The 13,915-nt window shown below is 64.0% G+C and carries 16 protein-coding genes; 7 read left to right on the plus strand and 9 right to left on the minus strand.

The features are described 5' to 3' along the window. Positions 1-265: 265 nt before the first annotated feature. Positions 266-943: a PRC-barrel domain-containing protein gene (locus tag CAER_RS28065; protein ID WP_084299559.1), complete on the plus strand. Its 678-nt coding sequence runs from the start codon at positions 266-268 to the stop codon at positions 941-943. A 181-nt stretch (positions 944-1,124) separates the two neighbouring features. Here the strand turns inward: CAER_RS28065 and CAER_RS0115870 are convergent, their stop codons facing one another. Continuing rightward, on the minus strand, positions 1,125-1,712 hold the full coding sequence (locus tag CAER_RS0115870; RefSeq protein WP_027236289.1) for an exopolysaccharide biosynthesis protein: 588 nt from the start codon (positions 1,710-1,712) through the stop codon (positions 1,125-1,127). Between the two features lie 207 nt (positions 1,713-1,919). Here CAER_RS0115870 and CAER_RS0115875 point away from each other — a divergent pair, with 207 nt between their 5' ends. Both CAER_RS0115875 and CAER_RS0115880 read left to right on the plus strand, forming a co-directional pair. Then, positions 1,920-2,408 carry a hypothetical protein gene (locus CAER_RS0115875; protein WP_027236290.1) on the plus strand — a complete coding sequence of 163 codons (489 nt, stop codon included), beginning with the start codon at positions 1,920-1,922 and terminating at the stop codon, positions 2,406-2,408. 10 nt (positions 2,409-2,418) lie between these two features. Then, positions 2,419-2,544 carry an entericidin A/B family lipoprotein gene (locus tag CAER_RS0115880; protein ID WP_027236291.1) on the plus strand — a complete coding sequence of 42 codons (126 nt, stop codon included), beginning with the start codon at positions 2,419-2,421 and terminating at the stop codon, positions 2,542-2,544. 233 nt (positions 2,545-2,777) lie between these two features. Here the strand turns inward: CAER_RS0115880 and CAER_RS0115885 are convergent, their stop codons facing one another. The 4 genes from CAER_RS0115885 to CAER_RS28070 are packed head-to-tail and all read right to left on the minus strand — an operon-like array spanning position 2,778 to position 6,768. Beyond that, a complete protein-coding gene (locus tag CAER_RS0115885; protein ID WP_027236292.1) occupies positions 2,778-4,262 on the minus strand; it encodes a phospholipase D family protein in 1,485 nt (494 codons plus the stop codon). Then, positions 4,240-5,955, minus strand: a complete 1,716-nt coding sequence (locus CAER_RS0115890) for a sensor histidine kinase (RefSeq protein ID WP_051357865.1) — start codon at positions 5,953-5,955, stop codon at positions 4,240-4,242. Before CAER_RS0115890 ends, CAER_RS0115885 begins: the two co-directional genes overlap by 23 nt. Before the next feature lie 53 nt (positions 5,956-6,008). After that, a complete protein-coding gene (locus CAER_RS0115895) occupies positions 6,009-6,566 on the minus strand; it encodes an RNA polymerase sigma factor (RefSeq protein WP_027236294.1) in 558 nt (185 codons plus the stop codon). After that, positions 6,559-6,768 carry a NepR family anti-sigma factor gene (locus CAER_RS28070; protein WP_311199205.1) on the minus strand — a complete coding sequence of 70 codons (210 nt, stop codon included), beginning with the start codon at positions 6,766-6,768 and terminating at the stop codon, positions 6,559-6,561. Before CAER_RS28070 ends, CAER_RS0115895 begins: the two co-directional genes overlap by 8 nt. Before the next feature lie 83 nt (positions 6,769-6,851). Between CAER_RS28070 and CAER_RS0115905 the strand changes: the two genes are divergently transcribed. Further along, positions 6,852-7,667 (plus strand): response regulator, encoded by an 816-nt coding sequence (locus CAER_RS0115905; protein ID WP_027236295.1) that lies wholly within the window; start codon positions 6,852-6,854, stop codon positions 7,665-7,667. Positions 7,668-7,847: 180 nt separating this feature from the next. Here the strand turns inward: CAER_RS0115905 and CAER_RS0115910 are convergent, their stop codons facing one another. The 3 genes from CAER_RS0115910 to CAER_RS0115920 all read right to left on the minus strand — a co-directional run bounded on the left by CAER_RS0115910 (position 7,848) and on the right by CAER_RS0115920 (position 9,595). After that, complete coding sequence (locus CAER_RS0115910; protein ID WP_027236296.1) at positions 7,848-8,345, minus strand: Dps family protein; 498 nt, start codon at positions 8,343-8,345, stop codon at positions 7,848-7,850. Between the two features lie 128 nt (positions 8,346-8,473). Further along, the gene (locus tag CAER_RS29270) at positions 8,474-8,644 is read right to left on the minus strand and encodes a DUF1328 domain-containing protein (RefSeq protein WP_027236297.1); all 171 of its coding nucleotides are present in this window, start codon (positions 8,642-8,644) and stop codon (positions 8,474-8,476) included. Between the two features lie 276 nt (positions 8,645-8,920). Then, positions 8,921-9,595, minus strand: coding sequence for a Crp/Fnr family transcriptional regulator (locus CAER_RS0115920; protein WP_375544171.1), 675 nt, complete (start codon positions 9,593-9,595; stop codon positions 8,921-8,923). 142 nt (positions 9,596-9,737) lie between these two features. Between CAER_RS0115920 and CAER_RS0115925 the strand changes: the two genes are divergently transcribed. Together CAER_RS0115925 and CAER_RS29275 are read left to right on the plus strand one after the other, a co-directional pair. Continuing rightward, on the plus strand, positions 9,738-10,154 hold the full coding sequence (locus CAER_RS0115925; protein WP_027236299.1) for a hypothetical protein: 417 nt from the start codon (positions 9,738-9,740) through the stop codon (positions 10,152-10,154). A gap of 41 nt (positions 10,155-10,195) precedes the next feature. Further along, positions 10,196-10,369 (plus strand): DUF1328 domain-containing protein, encoded by a 174-nt coding sequence (locus CAER_RS29275; RefSeq protein ID WP_027236300.1) that lies wholly within the window; start codon positions 10,196-10,198, stop codon positions 10,367-10,369. A gap of 305 nt (positions 10,370-10,674) precedes the next feature. Here CAER_RS29275 and CAER_RS28080 read toward each other — a convergent pair whose 3' ends face one another. Then, the gene (locus tag CAER_RS28080) at positions 10,675-13,035 is read right to left on the minus strand and encodes a transporter substrate-binding domain-containing protein (protein ID WP_027236301.1); all 2,361 of its coding nucleotides are present in this window, start codon (positions 13,033-13,035) and stop codon (positions 10,675-10,677) included. A gap of 414 nt (positions 13,036-13,449) precedes the next feature. Between CAER_RS28080 and CAER_RS0115940 the strand changes: the two genes are divergently transcribed. Then, the gene (locus tag CAER_RS0115940; protein ID WP_036797349.1) at positions 13,450-13,902 is read left to right on the plus strand and encodes a MarR family winged helix-turn-helix transcriptional regulator; all 453 of its coding nucleotides are present in this window, start codon (positions 13,450-13,452) and stop codon (positions 13,900-13,902) included. The last annotated feature ends 13 nt before the right edge of the window (positions 13,903-13,915 follow it).

The raw sequence follows: 13,915 nt of genomic DNA on the forward strand, positions 1-13,915 counted from the left end.
TGCGTGCAAGGGACCTGCCTTGCCCGGACGCTTCCCCGCCCGGAAACCCGTCCGCGCGCGGCGCCAGCAGCGTGCTGGGCATGCTCGGGCAACACTCCTGTCAGGCTGTAAGCGCCGGGATGAGCGGTAATTTGCCAGCACTTATCCGACCTCGCGGTTATTCTAAAAAAAGTTGCACGGCGCGGGAACCAAGACGGGCCGGAGCGGGTTGGGTGGCTGTAACTCAAGCGCGCAGATGAGTGAAACTGGACAGGAGACCAATCCGATGAAACATCTTATGCTTTCGACTTCGCTGATCGTCGCAACCGCCGTGCCCGCCTTTGCCGGCACCGAAACCGAAGCTTCCGGCAGCGCCGAGGCCGAAGTTCAGCTGGAAACCCCGGCAGCCGATGCTTCCGGCGAAGCAAATGTCTCCGGTGAGGCCCAGGCTGACACCGATACCATGGAGCAAGAGGCCGAAGAGCTGGCCAATGAGGCCGAAGCCGAGGCCGAAGAGCTGGCGAACGAAGCCGAAGCCGGCGCCGCTGAGCTGGCGGATGAAGCCGAAGCCGGCGCTGCAGAAGTGGAGCAGGAAGCCAGCGAGCTGGCCACCGAGACCGAGAACGCTGCTGAGAGCATGTCGGACGCCGTCAACCCTGACGCGGACGGCCCGGCCATGGAGGCGCTTGCTGAAGGCGAAATGACCACAGAGGCGCTGACCGGTGCCTGGACCTATGACTCCAATGACGAACACATCGGCGAAGTGTCGCAGGTAATCGTCAACACCAGCGGCAGCGTCGAAGCCGTGATCATTGATGTTGGCGGTTTCCTTGGCATCGGCGAGAAGCCGGTGGAGCTGACCATGGGTGATCTGGACATTGGCAAGATGGACGGCGACATCCGTGTGAAGACCCACCTGACCCGCGAAGAGCTGGAAGCTCTGCCGGAGTACCAGTCTGAATAACACACACCGTTTCAAGGGGGCCGGCAGGTCCCCTTGAGAGCCGCCCGTTTGCCCCCCGTCCCTTTGCCGGTTTCCTGCCTCGTACCGGTGTTTCGGGCAAACTCAACTGCCAGGCGGCCCTTCAAGGCCGGGTTCCGGATCGGAGCCCGGCCTTTTGGCTGTCTGAGGCAAGGTGCCGGGGTTAGATCAGCCCGGCCGCCAGCGCGGTTGCGGCGGCACCCAGCCCGGACAGGGTCAGCAAGGCAATCAGCCCGTCGCGTGTCAGCATTGCCACTGCCAGCAGGCTGACAGCCGCCCCCAGCAGCGAAGAGGAAAAAGGCACGATCTCCAGCAGCGGCATCAGCGCGCCGCAGAGCAGACAGACCAGCCGGATAATGGTCAGAAAGGGCTGGCGCACCAGCGCGGGCAGACGTTTCCCGGAATGCCGGTCCAGCCACTGCGCGGTCCGGCGCAGGGCCGCGGCCATCTTACGCACGGCCTTGCCCTTGATCTTGCGGCGGCCCAGCCATTGCGGCAGCCACAGATGCGTCCGCCCCAACAGCATCTGTCCCGACACCAGGCAGATCAGGATGCCGCAGGCGGATGAAAACAGCGGCACCCCGCTCAGCGGCGAGACCACTGCCAGCGCCGGCAGCGCCAGAACCGCCGAAAGCGAGCCGTGGCCAAGCTCTTCTGTCAGCCGGGCCACAGTGACCGGCCCGTCGTTTTCGCGGACAATGCGGCTGGTTTCCTGAAGGACCGCGGCAACGGGCTGTTTCGAAGAATTCATTATTTCCTGTCTCTGGCTGCTCTTTTGCGCAACATAAACGCCAGAACCGCCTGCAAAGTTCCGCCTGCAACCGCCCTGCCGTCAGCCGGATTTCGCGCGGAACGGTCATCAGCGGTACTTTGGTTTATATATCAGGAACCTTTCAGACAGCCCGCGCGTTTCTGTGGTGGATCCCCAAGAGGGACTGACATGGAAAGGACCATTGAAATGACTCATCTGATCCGCACCACCGCCCTTGTTGCCGCCATGGCCACCGCAGCTGCCGCAGGTTCCCAGGTCTCCGAGATCGACGTGACCGCCGACCTGAGCGCGATTGAGAATTACGAGGCTGCCAAAGCCTGGACCAGCCTGGAAACCGACCTGGAAACCGCACTGGCCAAAAACCTCGTGGGCCAGATCGCTGGTGAAGATGCCGGAGAGGCCGCCGAAATCCACATCGAAATCGACTCCGTTGCCCTGGCCAGCAACTTCAAGCAGGCGCTTGGCGTTGGCGAATGGATGCTGAAAGGCGACGTGGACATCGACATGCCCGATGCCTCCAAGGACATGCGCTATGACCTCACGGTCTCTGCGGATCAGGTTAATGCCTATTACCCCGAGGGCACCGACCCCGCCGCGGTGAGCGTTGACAGCGAAGTCTTTTACAATGCCATCATCGACGCCTTCGCCAGCAACGTCGCGTCGAAGCTGAAGTAAGGAGGCCGCTATGCGTATCATGATCGCTCTTTTGGCACTGGCCGGACTGGCCGCCTGCGAAACCACCGAAGGCTTTGGCCGGGACGTGTCGAACCTCGGCGATGAAATCACCGAGGAAGCCCAGGAAGCGCAATAACCCATCCGCTTCCTTCAGATTTTGCTGACCCGGCGGCCTGCCATGCCGCCGGGTTTTTTAACGGTTCAGCGGAACTATTTGCAGGGCTGGCGCGTTTCCTTTCCAGAAACCGGCCCGAAATCCTCCCCCAATCCGGTTTGATCCGGCAGTTTCGGGCCCCCTGTCAGGCACCTGGTCACACCCCAGGTGCCTTTTTTTGTGCGTGCTGCCGCAGACGGCCAGGGTATGCGGGATCAGACGATGTCCTCTGTGGCACCCGGCAGCTGCTGCTGAAGCTCCGCCATCTTATCCGGGTCATGCGGCACTAGCAGTCCGCGGCGGGACTCCGGCCGCCGCACCTGATTGCGGCGGGTTTCCTGCTGCCACCAGGCGGCGGCCCGGGCCGGGTCCAGTGCTTCAGGCGGCAGATCCTCCTGCCACCAATGCCGCGCCAGCTCCTTCCACAGCGTGGCGATCCGCGCCGGCTGGCTGATCCGCAACGCCGACTCGGTATCCCAGCGCATCGACCTTCCGTTCAGATTGGCTGATCCGACCATGGCAAAATCCATGTCGGTGATCAGCACCTTGCTGTGCAGATAGATGATCGGCGACCCCGACAGCACGGCAGGGGATTCACGGGCGGCCATGCGCCGCTGGACCGGGCTGGCAATGCAGGCGCGGGGGCCAAAGGCCTCGGTCACCTCTTGCAGGGCTTCCGCCTGCAGCGCCATGCCATAGCGTGCGTCTATATCGCGGTTGCCTTCAAATGCGACATCGTCGGGCAGGGCGGGCAGGATCAGGATCAGCGACAGCGCAGGGTTGCGGCGTGCAGCGGCGGCCAGGCCGCGGGCAATCTGGCTGGAACGCAGGAACTGGGATTCCAGATAAATCAGCTTCTGCGCCCGCTCGAAGGCCGCCAGATGGTCGTCCTCGATTTCCTTCAGCTGCGTGCGGGGCGACAGCGCCCAGAACCCAAGGCGGCGCGGTGCCGACATGGTGCGGCGGATCAGCTTGCCTTCCGGCGGCCGCTTGCGCAGGGCAATTTCATCCCGGAACCGCTCCAGGTGGCGGGCCGCTTCTTCGGCTTCCGGGCCGCGCAGCATCAGCTGGACATCAGCCCAGGTCTCATGCGCCGGCAGGTCATGCTTCCGGGTGTCATAGCGGCGCCGGTTCAGATCCAGCCCGCCGATGTACAGAACCTCCCGGTCGATCACCGCAAGCTTCTGGTGATGCGAAACCGGGTAGAGCTGCGGCAGCCCGGGACGGCTGGCCGCCGCCGGCCGCAGCCGCTTGGGCAGCTTGCGCAGTTTGCGCAGCACAAACGGCGAAAAAGCAAGCCGCGGCAGCAGCCCCGCCCGCGCCGGATGCAGCGACGCGGCAACCGACAGCAATGCAGCCTGCTCCGGGGGTAACCCCGCCATGATCTCCTGCGCCTGCGTCAGCGTCTTTTGCGCGGCGGCATGCAGCGGCGCCGCCATCACCGGGTCGAAATCGCTGACCACCAGGTGCACACGCACCCCGCGCCGCAGCGCATCGGCGATCAGCTCAGCCCAGGTGTCCCCGACCTCCTGCGCCTCAGGGCTGAGCAGGCGGGTGTTGAAATCGAACAGGCGGAAGCTGGCAAGAAGCTCGCGCTCTGCGTTCAGCACCGCGCGCTCGAACGCAGGCCAGGCCTGTTCGGCTGTAACCAGAACTGCGAAATCCCCGCAGCTCTGCTCAGGTGACGGTTTCTGCGGCATGTTGCTCCTTACCGGGCGACGGCACTTCAGGCGGCACAGCCCCGGCCTGGACGGGGAATCCCAGCCGGTAGGTATACCTGTCCTCAGTTTCGTGTGTCGCAGCCTCGCCTTCAAGCTGGGTGGCAAAGGCCATCATCAGCCGCGCGCCGATGCCCGTTCCGTCGCCGGCCTCCTCAGGAGGTATCACCGGCTGACCCTTGGTGTTGGTGATCTCAAGCTCCAGCCAGTTTTCGGCGGTTTCACGCAGGCTGACCAGGATTTCCGGCTTTCCGCCGTCGGGCACTCCGGCGTTCTTGACCGCATTGGTCATCGCCTCAGAGACCAGCATCGACAAGGTCACCCCTTGATCCTGGCTCAGCGGGACCTGCGCCAGGTCGGTGCTGATCGTCAGTTTCTGCCCGGCGCCGGGGATCATCGCACCGATTTCTGTAATCAGCGCGTCTATCAGGTCATGGCTGTCGACGGTGGTTATATCCGGATTGGTGTTCAGGCTGCGGTGGATGGTCGCCAGACCGCGCACGCGGCGCTGCAGCTGCGCCAGCATCCGCCGCGCCTCCGGCGTCTGCGCGTTGCGGCTCTGCATGTTCATGATCGAGGCGACAAGCTGCAGGTTGTTCTTGACCCGGTGGTGGACCTCACGCAGCAGGATGGTCTTTTCTTCCAGATCCAGTTCGCGCCGCCGCTCCGCTTCGCTGAGGATGGAAACCATCCGGTTGAAGGATTGCTGCGCTTCGGCAAACTCACGCGGCGGGGCGGCAAGGTCCAGGCTGGCGTTCTCGCGTTCGCCCAGAGCATAGCGGCGCATCGCCTTGCGCAGCGCGCTGAGGTGACGGATCACCATCCGCTGCAGCCCGAAAATCGCAACGGAAATCCCGGCCAGCCACATCAGCAGCGGAAACGCCACGGTCATCAGCGACGCCGGGTTTCTGGCCGCCGACATGGCGTTTTCGACCGGCCAGCTGCCGACCACGGACACCTGGCCGGGGAGGATCTCGCTCACCGCAAAAAACCGCTCGCGGCCGGAGCGGGAAGCCTCAAAAAACGTGTCGCCGGAACGGTTCACCAGATCGCGGCGGGGCAAGGACATCGGCAGGGCAAGCGGAGCTTGCTGCTCGGACACGCTCGCCGAGAGTATTTCCCCCTGCGCGTCGACTGTGACGTATTGAATGCCTGTGTCCGACCCCTCCATCCCAGGCTGCACAGCGCTGACTTTATGCGGAACCCCGATGCTCACATAGCCCTGCAGGATGCCGTCGCGCAGAACTGGGCTGGTCGCCAGCAGATAGCTGCCGTCTTCACCCAGCAGATCCCGGCCCAAGGCAAACGACAGCCGGGTGGTCTGCCGCGCCTTCAGATAAAACCATTTGCCGGACAGATCCCGCGCCTTGCCGTCGGACGCGCACTCCATGCTGCCGTCCAAAGACATGAAGCCCGCAAAGGTGAACGGGTTCGCCCCTTCGGTGAAGGCCTTAAGCAGCCGCGCGCAGCCGGCGCTGTCATCCGCCAGCGGCAGGATGGCGGCGGCCAGCCCTTCGGTGGCGCCGCCGGCCCGCTGCAGCAGCTCGCGCTCCCTTGCCGCAGCCTGTTCGGTGCGGTGCAGCAGCGATGCATGCGACAGCCTGGTGGCTTCATCCACCACCGCGTTAGTCTGGTACAGCGCAATCAGCCCGAGCGGCAGAAGAGCAAGCGTCATCAACGCCGCCAGCCGGACCAAAAGGCTGCCTGCTTGCAGCCGGGGCATTCTGATCACGCAGCGCCCTGCTGGGCGACGATCCCAGCTGTAACGGTGTCAGTCAGTTCCATTTTGCTGTCGTCGTCGATTTCCATCAGCTCGCCCAGCCGGGCGCGGGCGCGGTTCACCCGGCTTTTGATGGTGCCGGTCTTCACACCGCACATCTCTGCCGCTTCCTCGTAGGAAAATCCGCCCGCACCGACCAGCGTCAGCGCTTCGCGCTGTTCGTCGTTCAGCTGCGCAAAAGCTACCTGGAAATCGCGCATGTGCAGCCGCCCGTCGTGATCGGGCTTCTGCGCTAAAGCGCCAGACAGAACGCCGTCGCCATCCTCGACCTCGCGTTTGCGCTTGCGGCGCAGCGAGTAATACGTGTTGCGAAGAATGGTGAACAGCCACGCCCGCATATTAGACCCGTTCTCGAATTTATCGATATTCGTCCAGGCCTTGACCAGCGTGTCCTGCACCAGATCGTCGGCGGTGGCGCCGTTGCGGGTCAGGCTGATTGCAAAGGCGCGCAGGGCGCCCAGGTGGTTGACCAGGTCGTCTCTCGGGTCTTGTGCGGCTTCAGTCATCAGAGCGGTCCTTCTCGGAAGGTTCCGGGGCAGGGGGTGTTGCAGCCCCCTTTTCCTTCAGCTGCTTCAATAGATCGGTGAACCGGTCGGGGACCGGCTCATTAGCGATCTCTTCAAAAGCCCGCTTGAGGTTTTCATCTATGTCTCGGTCGGCCGTTTCAATACGCGGCCCGGGGGGGTGTACCTGTGTCATGCCATCCATCGGTTTTTTGCGCGGGGTTCTGGAACCAAACGCATGGTAGTGCGTATAGTTCCATGTATATTGTAAAAAAAGGACAACACAAAATGACCGCTCAATCGGGAGAACTGATCGCCAGTCAGATTGGTGCAAACTTGCCCTATCTCCGCCGCTATGCCCGCGCGCTTACTGGCAGCCAGACCAGCGGCGACCAGTATGCCCTGGCGTCGCTGGAGGCGATCCTGGCCGGTGACGCCGAATATGACAGCGTTTTGTCCCCAAAAGTGGCGCTTTTCCGTGTCTTCCATGCGATCTGGTCCTCCTCCGGCGCCCCGGCAGCAGAGGGGGAGAGCGATGCGGGGCTGGCAGCCAAGGCGCAGAAACACCTGCAGCGGCTGACACCGAACACCCGCGAGGCGCTGCTGCTGCACACCATTGAGGAATTCAGCGCAGCCGAAACCGCCACTATCATGGGGGTGAGCGAGAGCGAAGCCTCCGAGCTGATTTCGATCGCCTACGAGGAAATGGCGCGGGCCACCGCGGGCAAGATCATGATCATCGAGGACGAAGCGGTGATCGCAATGGACCTTGAGGCGATTGTCACCGAAATGGGCCACACGGTCACCGGTATCGCCCGCACTGAATCCAGCGCACTCGACCTGGCGGCCAAGGGCCCCGGCGATCTGATTCTGTCGGACATCCAGCTGGCGGACAATTCAAGCGGCGTCGACGCGGTGAACAAGATCCTGGCCAAGCACGGCGACTGCCCGGTGATTTTCATCACTGCCTTCCCGGAGCGCCTGCTGACCGGCGAGGGGCCCGAACCGGCGTTCCTGATCTCGAAACCTTACACCGAAGAGCAAGTGCGCTCGGCGGTGAGCCAGGCGATGTTCTTCTCCTCTACCGAAACCCTGAAAGGCTGATACTGCCCGGCCAGGGCCGCAGTCCCGAAGCCCGGGCCGCTCTCGCGGTCCGGGCTTTATTGTGCCAGGCCTGGCGGCAGCTGCTTTGTAAAGGCCCCGCCCCGGGGAGGAAGACGGGGCGGGGTTTGGTGCCTTCCTGCAGGACGGGAGGGAGGCAGGAAGGCGGCGTAAACCTTGTGATCAGGACTTGGCCAGCGCCCGCAGCATCCAGGCGGCCTGCTCATGGAACGCCGAGCGCGCGGTTGCGAGGTCTTCGGTCACGATATCGCGGCGGCCGCCGGCCAGCTCAGCAAGCGCGTGCAGCCGGTGGGCGATCCGCTCATGGCTGGCGGCGAGGTCTTGCGCCATCCCGCCCGCGGACAGCTCGCCGCTGGCATCCTCGATTTTCGAGCGGTTCAGAATCTCATCCATCCGCGACGGCGCCAGGTGCCCCAGCGCGCGGATGCGTTCGGCCAGCGTATCCGCGGCGGCGAACATATTCTCGTACTGCTCTTCGGTCAGCTTGTGCATCGAATAAAAGGCCGGGCCTTCAACGTTCCAGTGATAGGCGTGGGTCTTGAAAACAAGCCGGTAGGTATCGGCCAGCACATCCGCCAGGCCGCTTGCAATCGGGCCGGTGTCCCGGACGCCGGTTTCCACTTTGTCAGGGCTCGGGGTGGCTGATAGTGCGTCAGTCATGGGGTACTCCTATTCTTGGTAAAGGGTTGCAAAGAGTGAACGAAAGCCGGACGGCAATCATGGGCTCGCCCGGTCCGCGGGCTGGTGTGCTGGCGGCGGCCATCACCGGCCGCCGCCGGCCCCGGCCTTCAACGGGAGGAGCCGCGCAGCAGGCGGATGATCACAGCCACTGCAAACAGCACCAGGAATATAAAAAACAGGATCTGCGCGATCCCTGCAGAGGCCGAAGCGATGCCGCCAAACCCGAAGATGCCGGCGATGATTGCAACGGCCAGGAAAACGAGCGCCCAGTACAGCATGCCGTGTCCTTTCAGTTGCGATTTGTACCGGCCCAACCCGCAAGCCCGGCGAAAGGTTCCGGGACGATTGCTTAGAGTTTTCACCGCCGGTGCGCTGCGGTTCAGGCGGCAGCTTGGGGCCGCGGCGGGGCGAAGGGGGACTCAGGCTGGCATGGGGGCCGCGCGAAAGCCGGACAGGCCGGCTGCCCGCCTGCGGCCGGGACCGAGCTCCAAGTCAAGTTTCATAGGAGGGTGAAGATGTCCAGGCAGCGGCCCGGGCGGTGCTGCGCCGTGCCGTCAGATCAGCGGCCGCGGTTCGGGCGCGGCCAAGTCGATCATCGCCACGGTGGCCAGTGCGGGCAGGTTGCTGACCTTCAGCCTGCCGTTCTGCCATTGGGCAAGATTTTTGTCCCGCAGCATTTTCAGCATTTTGTTGGTATGCACCAGCGACAGGCCCAGGGCATCTGCCAGGTCCTGCTGCTTGAACGGCAGCGGCACTGATCCGTGCGCCTCCATCCCCACGGCCTTCAGCCGCTCATAGATTCGCACCAATGCCCAAGCGATCCGCTGCGCGGCGGACCGCTGCCCCAGCGAGGCGATGGTTTCCCCCAGGAAATGCTCCTCGACCGCGGCAATCCACGTCAGATCATAGGCCCGTTCCGGATGCAGCTCGTACAGCTGGAACAGTGCGGTGCGGCGGAACACGCACAGCGTCATCGGGGTGGTCGCCTCGATCGAGTGCTTCATCTCTCCCATCAGCCCGGCCTGCAATCCGGCGAAATCCCCCGGAAACAGAAAGTTGATCACCTGACGGCGGCCGTTTTCCAGGGTCGTGTACCGCGTGCCCATCCCTTTGAGAACGGTATACAGCTGCGGGCTGTTGGAGCCTTCCAGCAGGATGGTCGTGCCCGCATCCACCACCAGTTCCCCGGTTTTGAACTGCTGGGTGAAAACGATCTCTTCACGCGACATCGGCGTGAATATGGCCCGTTTTCGCAATGGGCATTCGCGGCAGGCAGTCGAAGACATGGCGCTCCCTTGGCAGCTATGTCGCAGTTTAATGCGCCCGGTGGGAAATCGTTACACACTCTAGGCCTATAGGGAGGCTGGTGCAATGGAAATGCTCTCTCCAGGCTGCTCGCATGTGTATCTGATCATGTCCAGGAACTATCTGGTAACATGTGATATTTGCGATGCGGTGATGGACTTCGACCCGACCGCCGAACTTAGCGTGCAAACGGCGCACGATACCGCGCTGACGGCGCTGTCGCGGTATCGCCGGATTGCTGTGGCTTTTATCGAAGCGGGCTCCGAGCTGGTGACCCGGCTCCACTTCGACAGGGCCGTTCAGGGCCGTGGCGGCCGCTTGGTTCTGTTGGGGGACACCGCCGAAAATGAGCTGGACGCGCACTCGCCGTGCCTGCGGTGGCCGGTGCTTGCCCGGCCTGTGTCCACCCAGATGATCCTGGCTCAGCTGGCGCCGCTGCAGACCGGTAAAAGGAACAATCGCAGCCTTGCCGGGTTGGTTTAGCGGCTGCTGTCTTTGGCAGCCCTGCTAAGAGGAGTAACAATATGCTTGGTTGGGCACTGACATTTCTGGTTGTCGCTTTGATCGCCGCCCTGCTTGGATTCGGCGGGATCGCCGGCGCTTCCGCCGGTATTGCAAAAATTCTTTTCTTCATCTTCCTGGTACTGTTCGTCATTGCGATGATCGCCCGCGCGATCAAGGGCAAACCACCGGTGTAAAGATGGGGATGCGGCATGCCCGCACGGTCAAAGCCCCGCCGCGGGCTTGCCGTGCCAGCCCTTGGGGGGGCTGCCTGCCGGACATAGGGTGTGCGTGCCGGGGGGGCCGTGCAGTCATGGATTGCGCCGCATGCAGGCGGCGAGGACTGCCCGACACCCTATGTCCGGATCAGGGGCAAGCGCTCCGGTGGCCGTCCGCAAGGTGCGGCCAGGCCCGGGAGACAGCGGCAAAATACAGCATAATCAGCGGTGCAGGCTGCCCGCGCGATGCGCGCCGTCACCCGCTTTTGCCCTTGGAGGCGGCTTTAGTCGCCGTCGCTTAGCCTTTGGATTTCGTGACTGCGGATCTCTGCTTTCTCTGGCAGCGTCACGGTAAAGGCGCTGCCGGCCCCTTTCTGTGATTCAACTTCGATACTACCGCCGTGGTTGGCCGCAATGCGGCGGCACAGTGTCAGGCCAATCCCGGACCCTTGATGGTCGCTGTGTCTGTGCAACCGTTTGAACAACCCGAAAATCCGGTCGTGGTACTCCGGTTCGATGCCGATCCCGTTGTCGCGCACAGTGAAGCTGACCCATCCCGCCGGGGCTGCCGGGCCGCGGCCGATCTGGATCATGCTGCCGCGCGCCGGGTCGCGGTATGCGACGGCGTTGGAAATCAACTGCCGGAACAGCGTCCTGAGCTGCTCCGGGTTGCCGTCCACGGCGGGCAGCGGAGCCGTTTTGATGACACTGCCGGCGGCGGCAATCTCAGCTGCGGCGTCTGCGGCTGCAGCTTCGGCTTCGCGGTTCAGATCGACGGGCACAGCGGGCCGCTTTTCATCGACAGAGCGGGCATAGACCCGAAGGTCCTCAACCAGCCGGGCCATACGCGCATTGGTCCTGTCCAGGTCGTCCAGAATCTCCTGCCCGTCGCCGTCCAGGCGGCGGCCGGACGTGGCGCGCAATTCCGCCAGCAGCGCGCGGATCGTCTGAGCAGGCGCCTTCAGGTCGTGCGACATCGCATAGGTGAATTCCGCAAGCTGCCGGCTCGTGGTCTCCAGCCGGTTCACCATCGCCGACAGCTGGCGGCCGTGGGTCTGCTCCATTTCCAGTTCCCGCGCCTGGCGCTCATACGCCTGCTGCCGCTGGCGCTGATGCTGCCAGACCAGGAAACCGGCCAGCGCCAGGATCACAACCCCTGCCGCTGCCGCAGCTGCAAGGCGGCGCGGGCGGGTCCAGAACGCCGGCGGGCCGAAATACTTCTCCCGCAGCCAGGCGAACTCGCTGGAGGCCAGGTATCCCGGGATGACCGCATTCAGCCGGTCGCGGACGGACCCAAGCCCGAACCGCAGCGCCGGGGCCCGCGCGACGCTGAGAACAGGCAGGCCGGCGGCCTCGATCCGGTCCTCGGCGCCCCGCTTCCGGGCCAAAGCCCGGGTTGCTGCGGCGGGCGCCAGGATGGCGTCGACGCGCCCTTGCAAAAGGCTGTCCAGCACGGCATCCGCAGTATCTTCTGCCAGCAGGAGCATGCCCTGGCGGTCTGCGGCAAACTCGTGGGCGGGGCTGCCGCGCAGGGCTGCCACCCGGCGCAACGACAGGCCTTCCAGTCCGGCAACATCTTCTGTTTCGCCTGTGCGGGTGAACAGCGAAACCGGCACCTGCTCCAGCGGCAGGGTAAAGTCCATCATGCCGCGCCGCTCTCCGGTGATCCTCAGCTCCGGCAGCAGGTCATAGCGGCCGGGCCCCGGGCCTGCCTGCCGCTCAGCCAGGGAAATCTGTTTGAATTCAAGCATCAGGCCCGCCCGGTCTGCCAGGCCGCGCAGCACCTCCACGGCAAAGCCTGAGAACCTGCCGCCTGGCTCCACGGTCTGGTAGGGCGGGTTGTGATAGACCCCCGCAGTCAGCACCCCAGGGGCGGGTTCGGGGATATCGAGAAAGTACTTCTGCCGCAGCGCCGGCAGGCGGCCATCTGCCTCCATCCGCGCCAAAGCGGCGTTGACCGCAGGCAGCAGGTCCGCGCGGCTTTTGTGCAGGGCGACATAGCGGCCGAACGCGCGGACCGGCGGATCCAGGAAACTGATCCGGGCGTCAACCTGCGCGTTCCTGGCAATCGAAAAGACGACGGGTTCAGGCATCAGCACCGCATCGACGCCGCCGGTCAGCAGGTTCATCACTGCGGCTTCGGGCGTTGCGAATTCCACAGGGCTGTTCGCAGCCAGAAGATCCTGGACGGCTGAGCCGGCCGCAGGCGGCACAATGCCGATCCGCAGGCCGCTGCGGCGGCCGGCCAGCGCTGCGGCCCGTCGGCTCAGCACCGTCAGGCGCAGGGTTTCGGATGCCACCGGCGAGGAGAATACGTTGCTGGCCTCCAGCGGCGGCAGCCGCGCAACACCGGCGATGATCTGGGTGCCGCCATCAATTTGCCGGCGGATGAACTCACGCGAGGTTTTCAGGTCCAGGTAGCGGATCGCAACGCCGGTTTCCGCGCCGATCAGCTCCGTCAATTCGATCAGAAAGCCGCTTCGGGCGCCATCCGGGCCTTGCTGCGCAAACGGCGGCACCGGCACAAAGGCCGCCGTCAGCGGGCCGCCGGTTTCCCGCGCCTGCGGCGGGGCGTGCCAGCTGAGAGCCAGGAGGCAGATCGTCCCAGCGAGCATCAAACGCGGCAGCTGATGCAAAAGGGTCATTCAATAGGCGTCCGTTTTTCAATCTCAGGGTGAATGGTCGGAATTTTAGGGGCGGGAAAGTAAACACTCTCTTTCTAGCCTCAGACGCTTCGGTGCGCGCTATAACGTATTTCCGGTCCCTCAGGAGGAATTGCGAGGCAATTTATTGTCATTATTTATTATACGTTTACAGGGTTCGCTGCGGAGTTCGTGCTTGCGGCGGGCAGGCGGGACAAGCCGCTTCGTCTCTGCCCGGCAGGGCGATTTTCTGGTGTTTTTTCGCAACCCTGGGGTGCGTACAGCTGGCTGTGCTCGGTTTTCTCCGCTCAGGCAGGGTCAAGCGCAAGGCGGCCGTGGCACGTCAGATGCGAAACCAGCGGCCTCCCGGCGATATAATTGACAGCGTCAATAAGATAGTTGACACTGTCAATTATCATGTCTGACCTTCCATTTCATCTTCACCGCTCCCTGGGCTACCAGGTGACCATGCTGGCCCGTGTGATCGAGCGCCGCTTTGAGCAGCGGATAGCGGAGTTCGGCCTGACCCGGGTGATGTGGTGTGTGCTGCTGGCCGCCGGGAAAGAGGGGCTGACCGCCCCGTCAGAGATCGCAGGCTTCATCGGCATCGACCGCACCGCCGCCTCGCGCACGCTCCGGCAGATGGAGGCGCGCGGCTTCATCACCCGCAGCAGCGGCGTCCGGGACGGCCGGTCGATCCAGGTCCGGCTGACCCCGGGCGGTCAGGCCGCCCTGGCAGAGGTGCTGCCAATCGCGCAGGAAAACGCGGCCTATTTCGAGGCCAAGCTCACGGGGCAGGAACTGGCCCATCTGCGCGCGGCCGCTGCCAAGCTGCTCGAGGACGAGCCGCGCATCGTCGCCAAGCTGTAATTCACCGGGGGCC

It is taken from the genome of Leisingera caerulea DSM 24564 (assembly GCF_000473325.1).
In the GTDB taxonomy this organism is placed as follows: Bacteria; Pseudomonadota; Alphaproteobacteria; order Rhodobacterales; family Rhodobacteraceae; genus Leisingera; species Leisingera caerulea.

What these genes read in the sequence shown, in the direction of transcription:
- CAER_RS28065 (WP_084299559.1), top strand. Translation starts at nt 266, where the DNA reads ATGAAACATCTTATGCTTTCGACTTCGCTGATCGTCGCAACCGCCGTG.
- CAER_RS0115870 (WP_027236289.1), bottom strand. Translation starts at nt 1,712, where the DNA reads ATGAATTCTTCGAAACAGCCCGTTGCCGCGGTCCTTCAGGAAACCAGC.
- CAER_RS0115875 (WP_027236290.1), top strand. Translation starts at nt 1,920, where the DNA reads ATGACTCATCTGATCCGCACCACCGCCCTTGTTGCCGCCATGGCCACC.
- CAER_RS0115880 (WP_027236291.1), top strand. Translation starts at nt 2,419, where the DNA reads ATGCGTATCATGATCGCTCTTTTGGCACTGGCCGGACTGGCCGCCTGC.
- CAER_RS0115885 (WP_027236292.1), bottom strand. Translation starts at nt 4,262, where the DNA reads ATGCCGCAGAAACCGTCACCTGAGCAGAGCTGCGGGGATTTCGCAGTT.
- CAER_RS0115890 (WP_051357865.1), bottom strand. Translation starts at nt 5,955, where the DNA reads ATGACGCTTGCTCTTCTGCCGCTCGGGCTGATTGCGCTGTACCAGACT.
- CAER_RS0115895 (WP_027236294.1), bottom strand. Translation starts at nt 6,566, where the DNA reads ATGACTGAAGCCGCACAAGACCCGAGAGACGACCTGGTCAACCACCTG.
- CAER_RS28070 (WP_311199205.1), bottom strand. Translation starts at nt 6,768, where the DNA reads ATGGATGGCATGACACAGGTACACCCCCCCGGGCCGCGTATTGAAACG.
- CAER_RS0115905 (WP_027236295.1), top strand. Translation starts at nt 6,852, where the DNA reads ATGACCGCTCAATCGGGAGAACTGATCGCCAGTCAGATTGGTGCAAAC.
- CAER_RS0115910 (WP_027236296.1), bottom strand. Translation starts at nt 8,345, where the DNA reads ATGACTGACGCACTATCAGCCACCCCGAGCCCTGACAAAGTGGAAACC.
- CAER_RS29270 (WP_027236297.1), bottom strand. Translation starts at nt 8,644, where the DNA reads ATGCTGTACTGGGCGCTCGTTTTCCTGGCCGTTGCAATCATCGCCGGC.
- CAER_RS0115920 (WP_375544171.1), bottom strand. Translation starts at nt 9,595, where the DNA reads ATGTCGCGTGAAGAGATCGTTTTCACCCAGCAGTTCAAAACCGGGGAA.
- CAER_RS0115925 (WP_027236299.1), top strand. Translation starts at nt 9,738, where the DNA reads ATGGAAATGCTCTCTCCAGGCTGCTCGCATGTGTATCTGATCATGTCC.
- CAER_RS29275 (WP_027236300.1), top strand. Translation starts at nt 10,196, where the DNA reads ATGCTTGGTTGGGCACTGACATTTCTGGTTGTCGCTTTGATCGCCGCC.
- CAER_RS28080 (WP_027236301.1), bottom strand. Translation starts at nt 13,035, where the DNA reads ATGACCCTTTTGCATCAGCTGCCGCGTTTGATGCTCGCTGGGACGATC.
- CAER_RS0115940 (WP_036797349.1), top strand. Translation starts at nt 13,450, where the DNA reads ATGTCTGACCTTCCATTTCATCTTCACCGCTCCCTGGGCTACCAGGTG.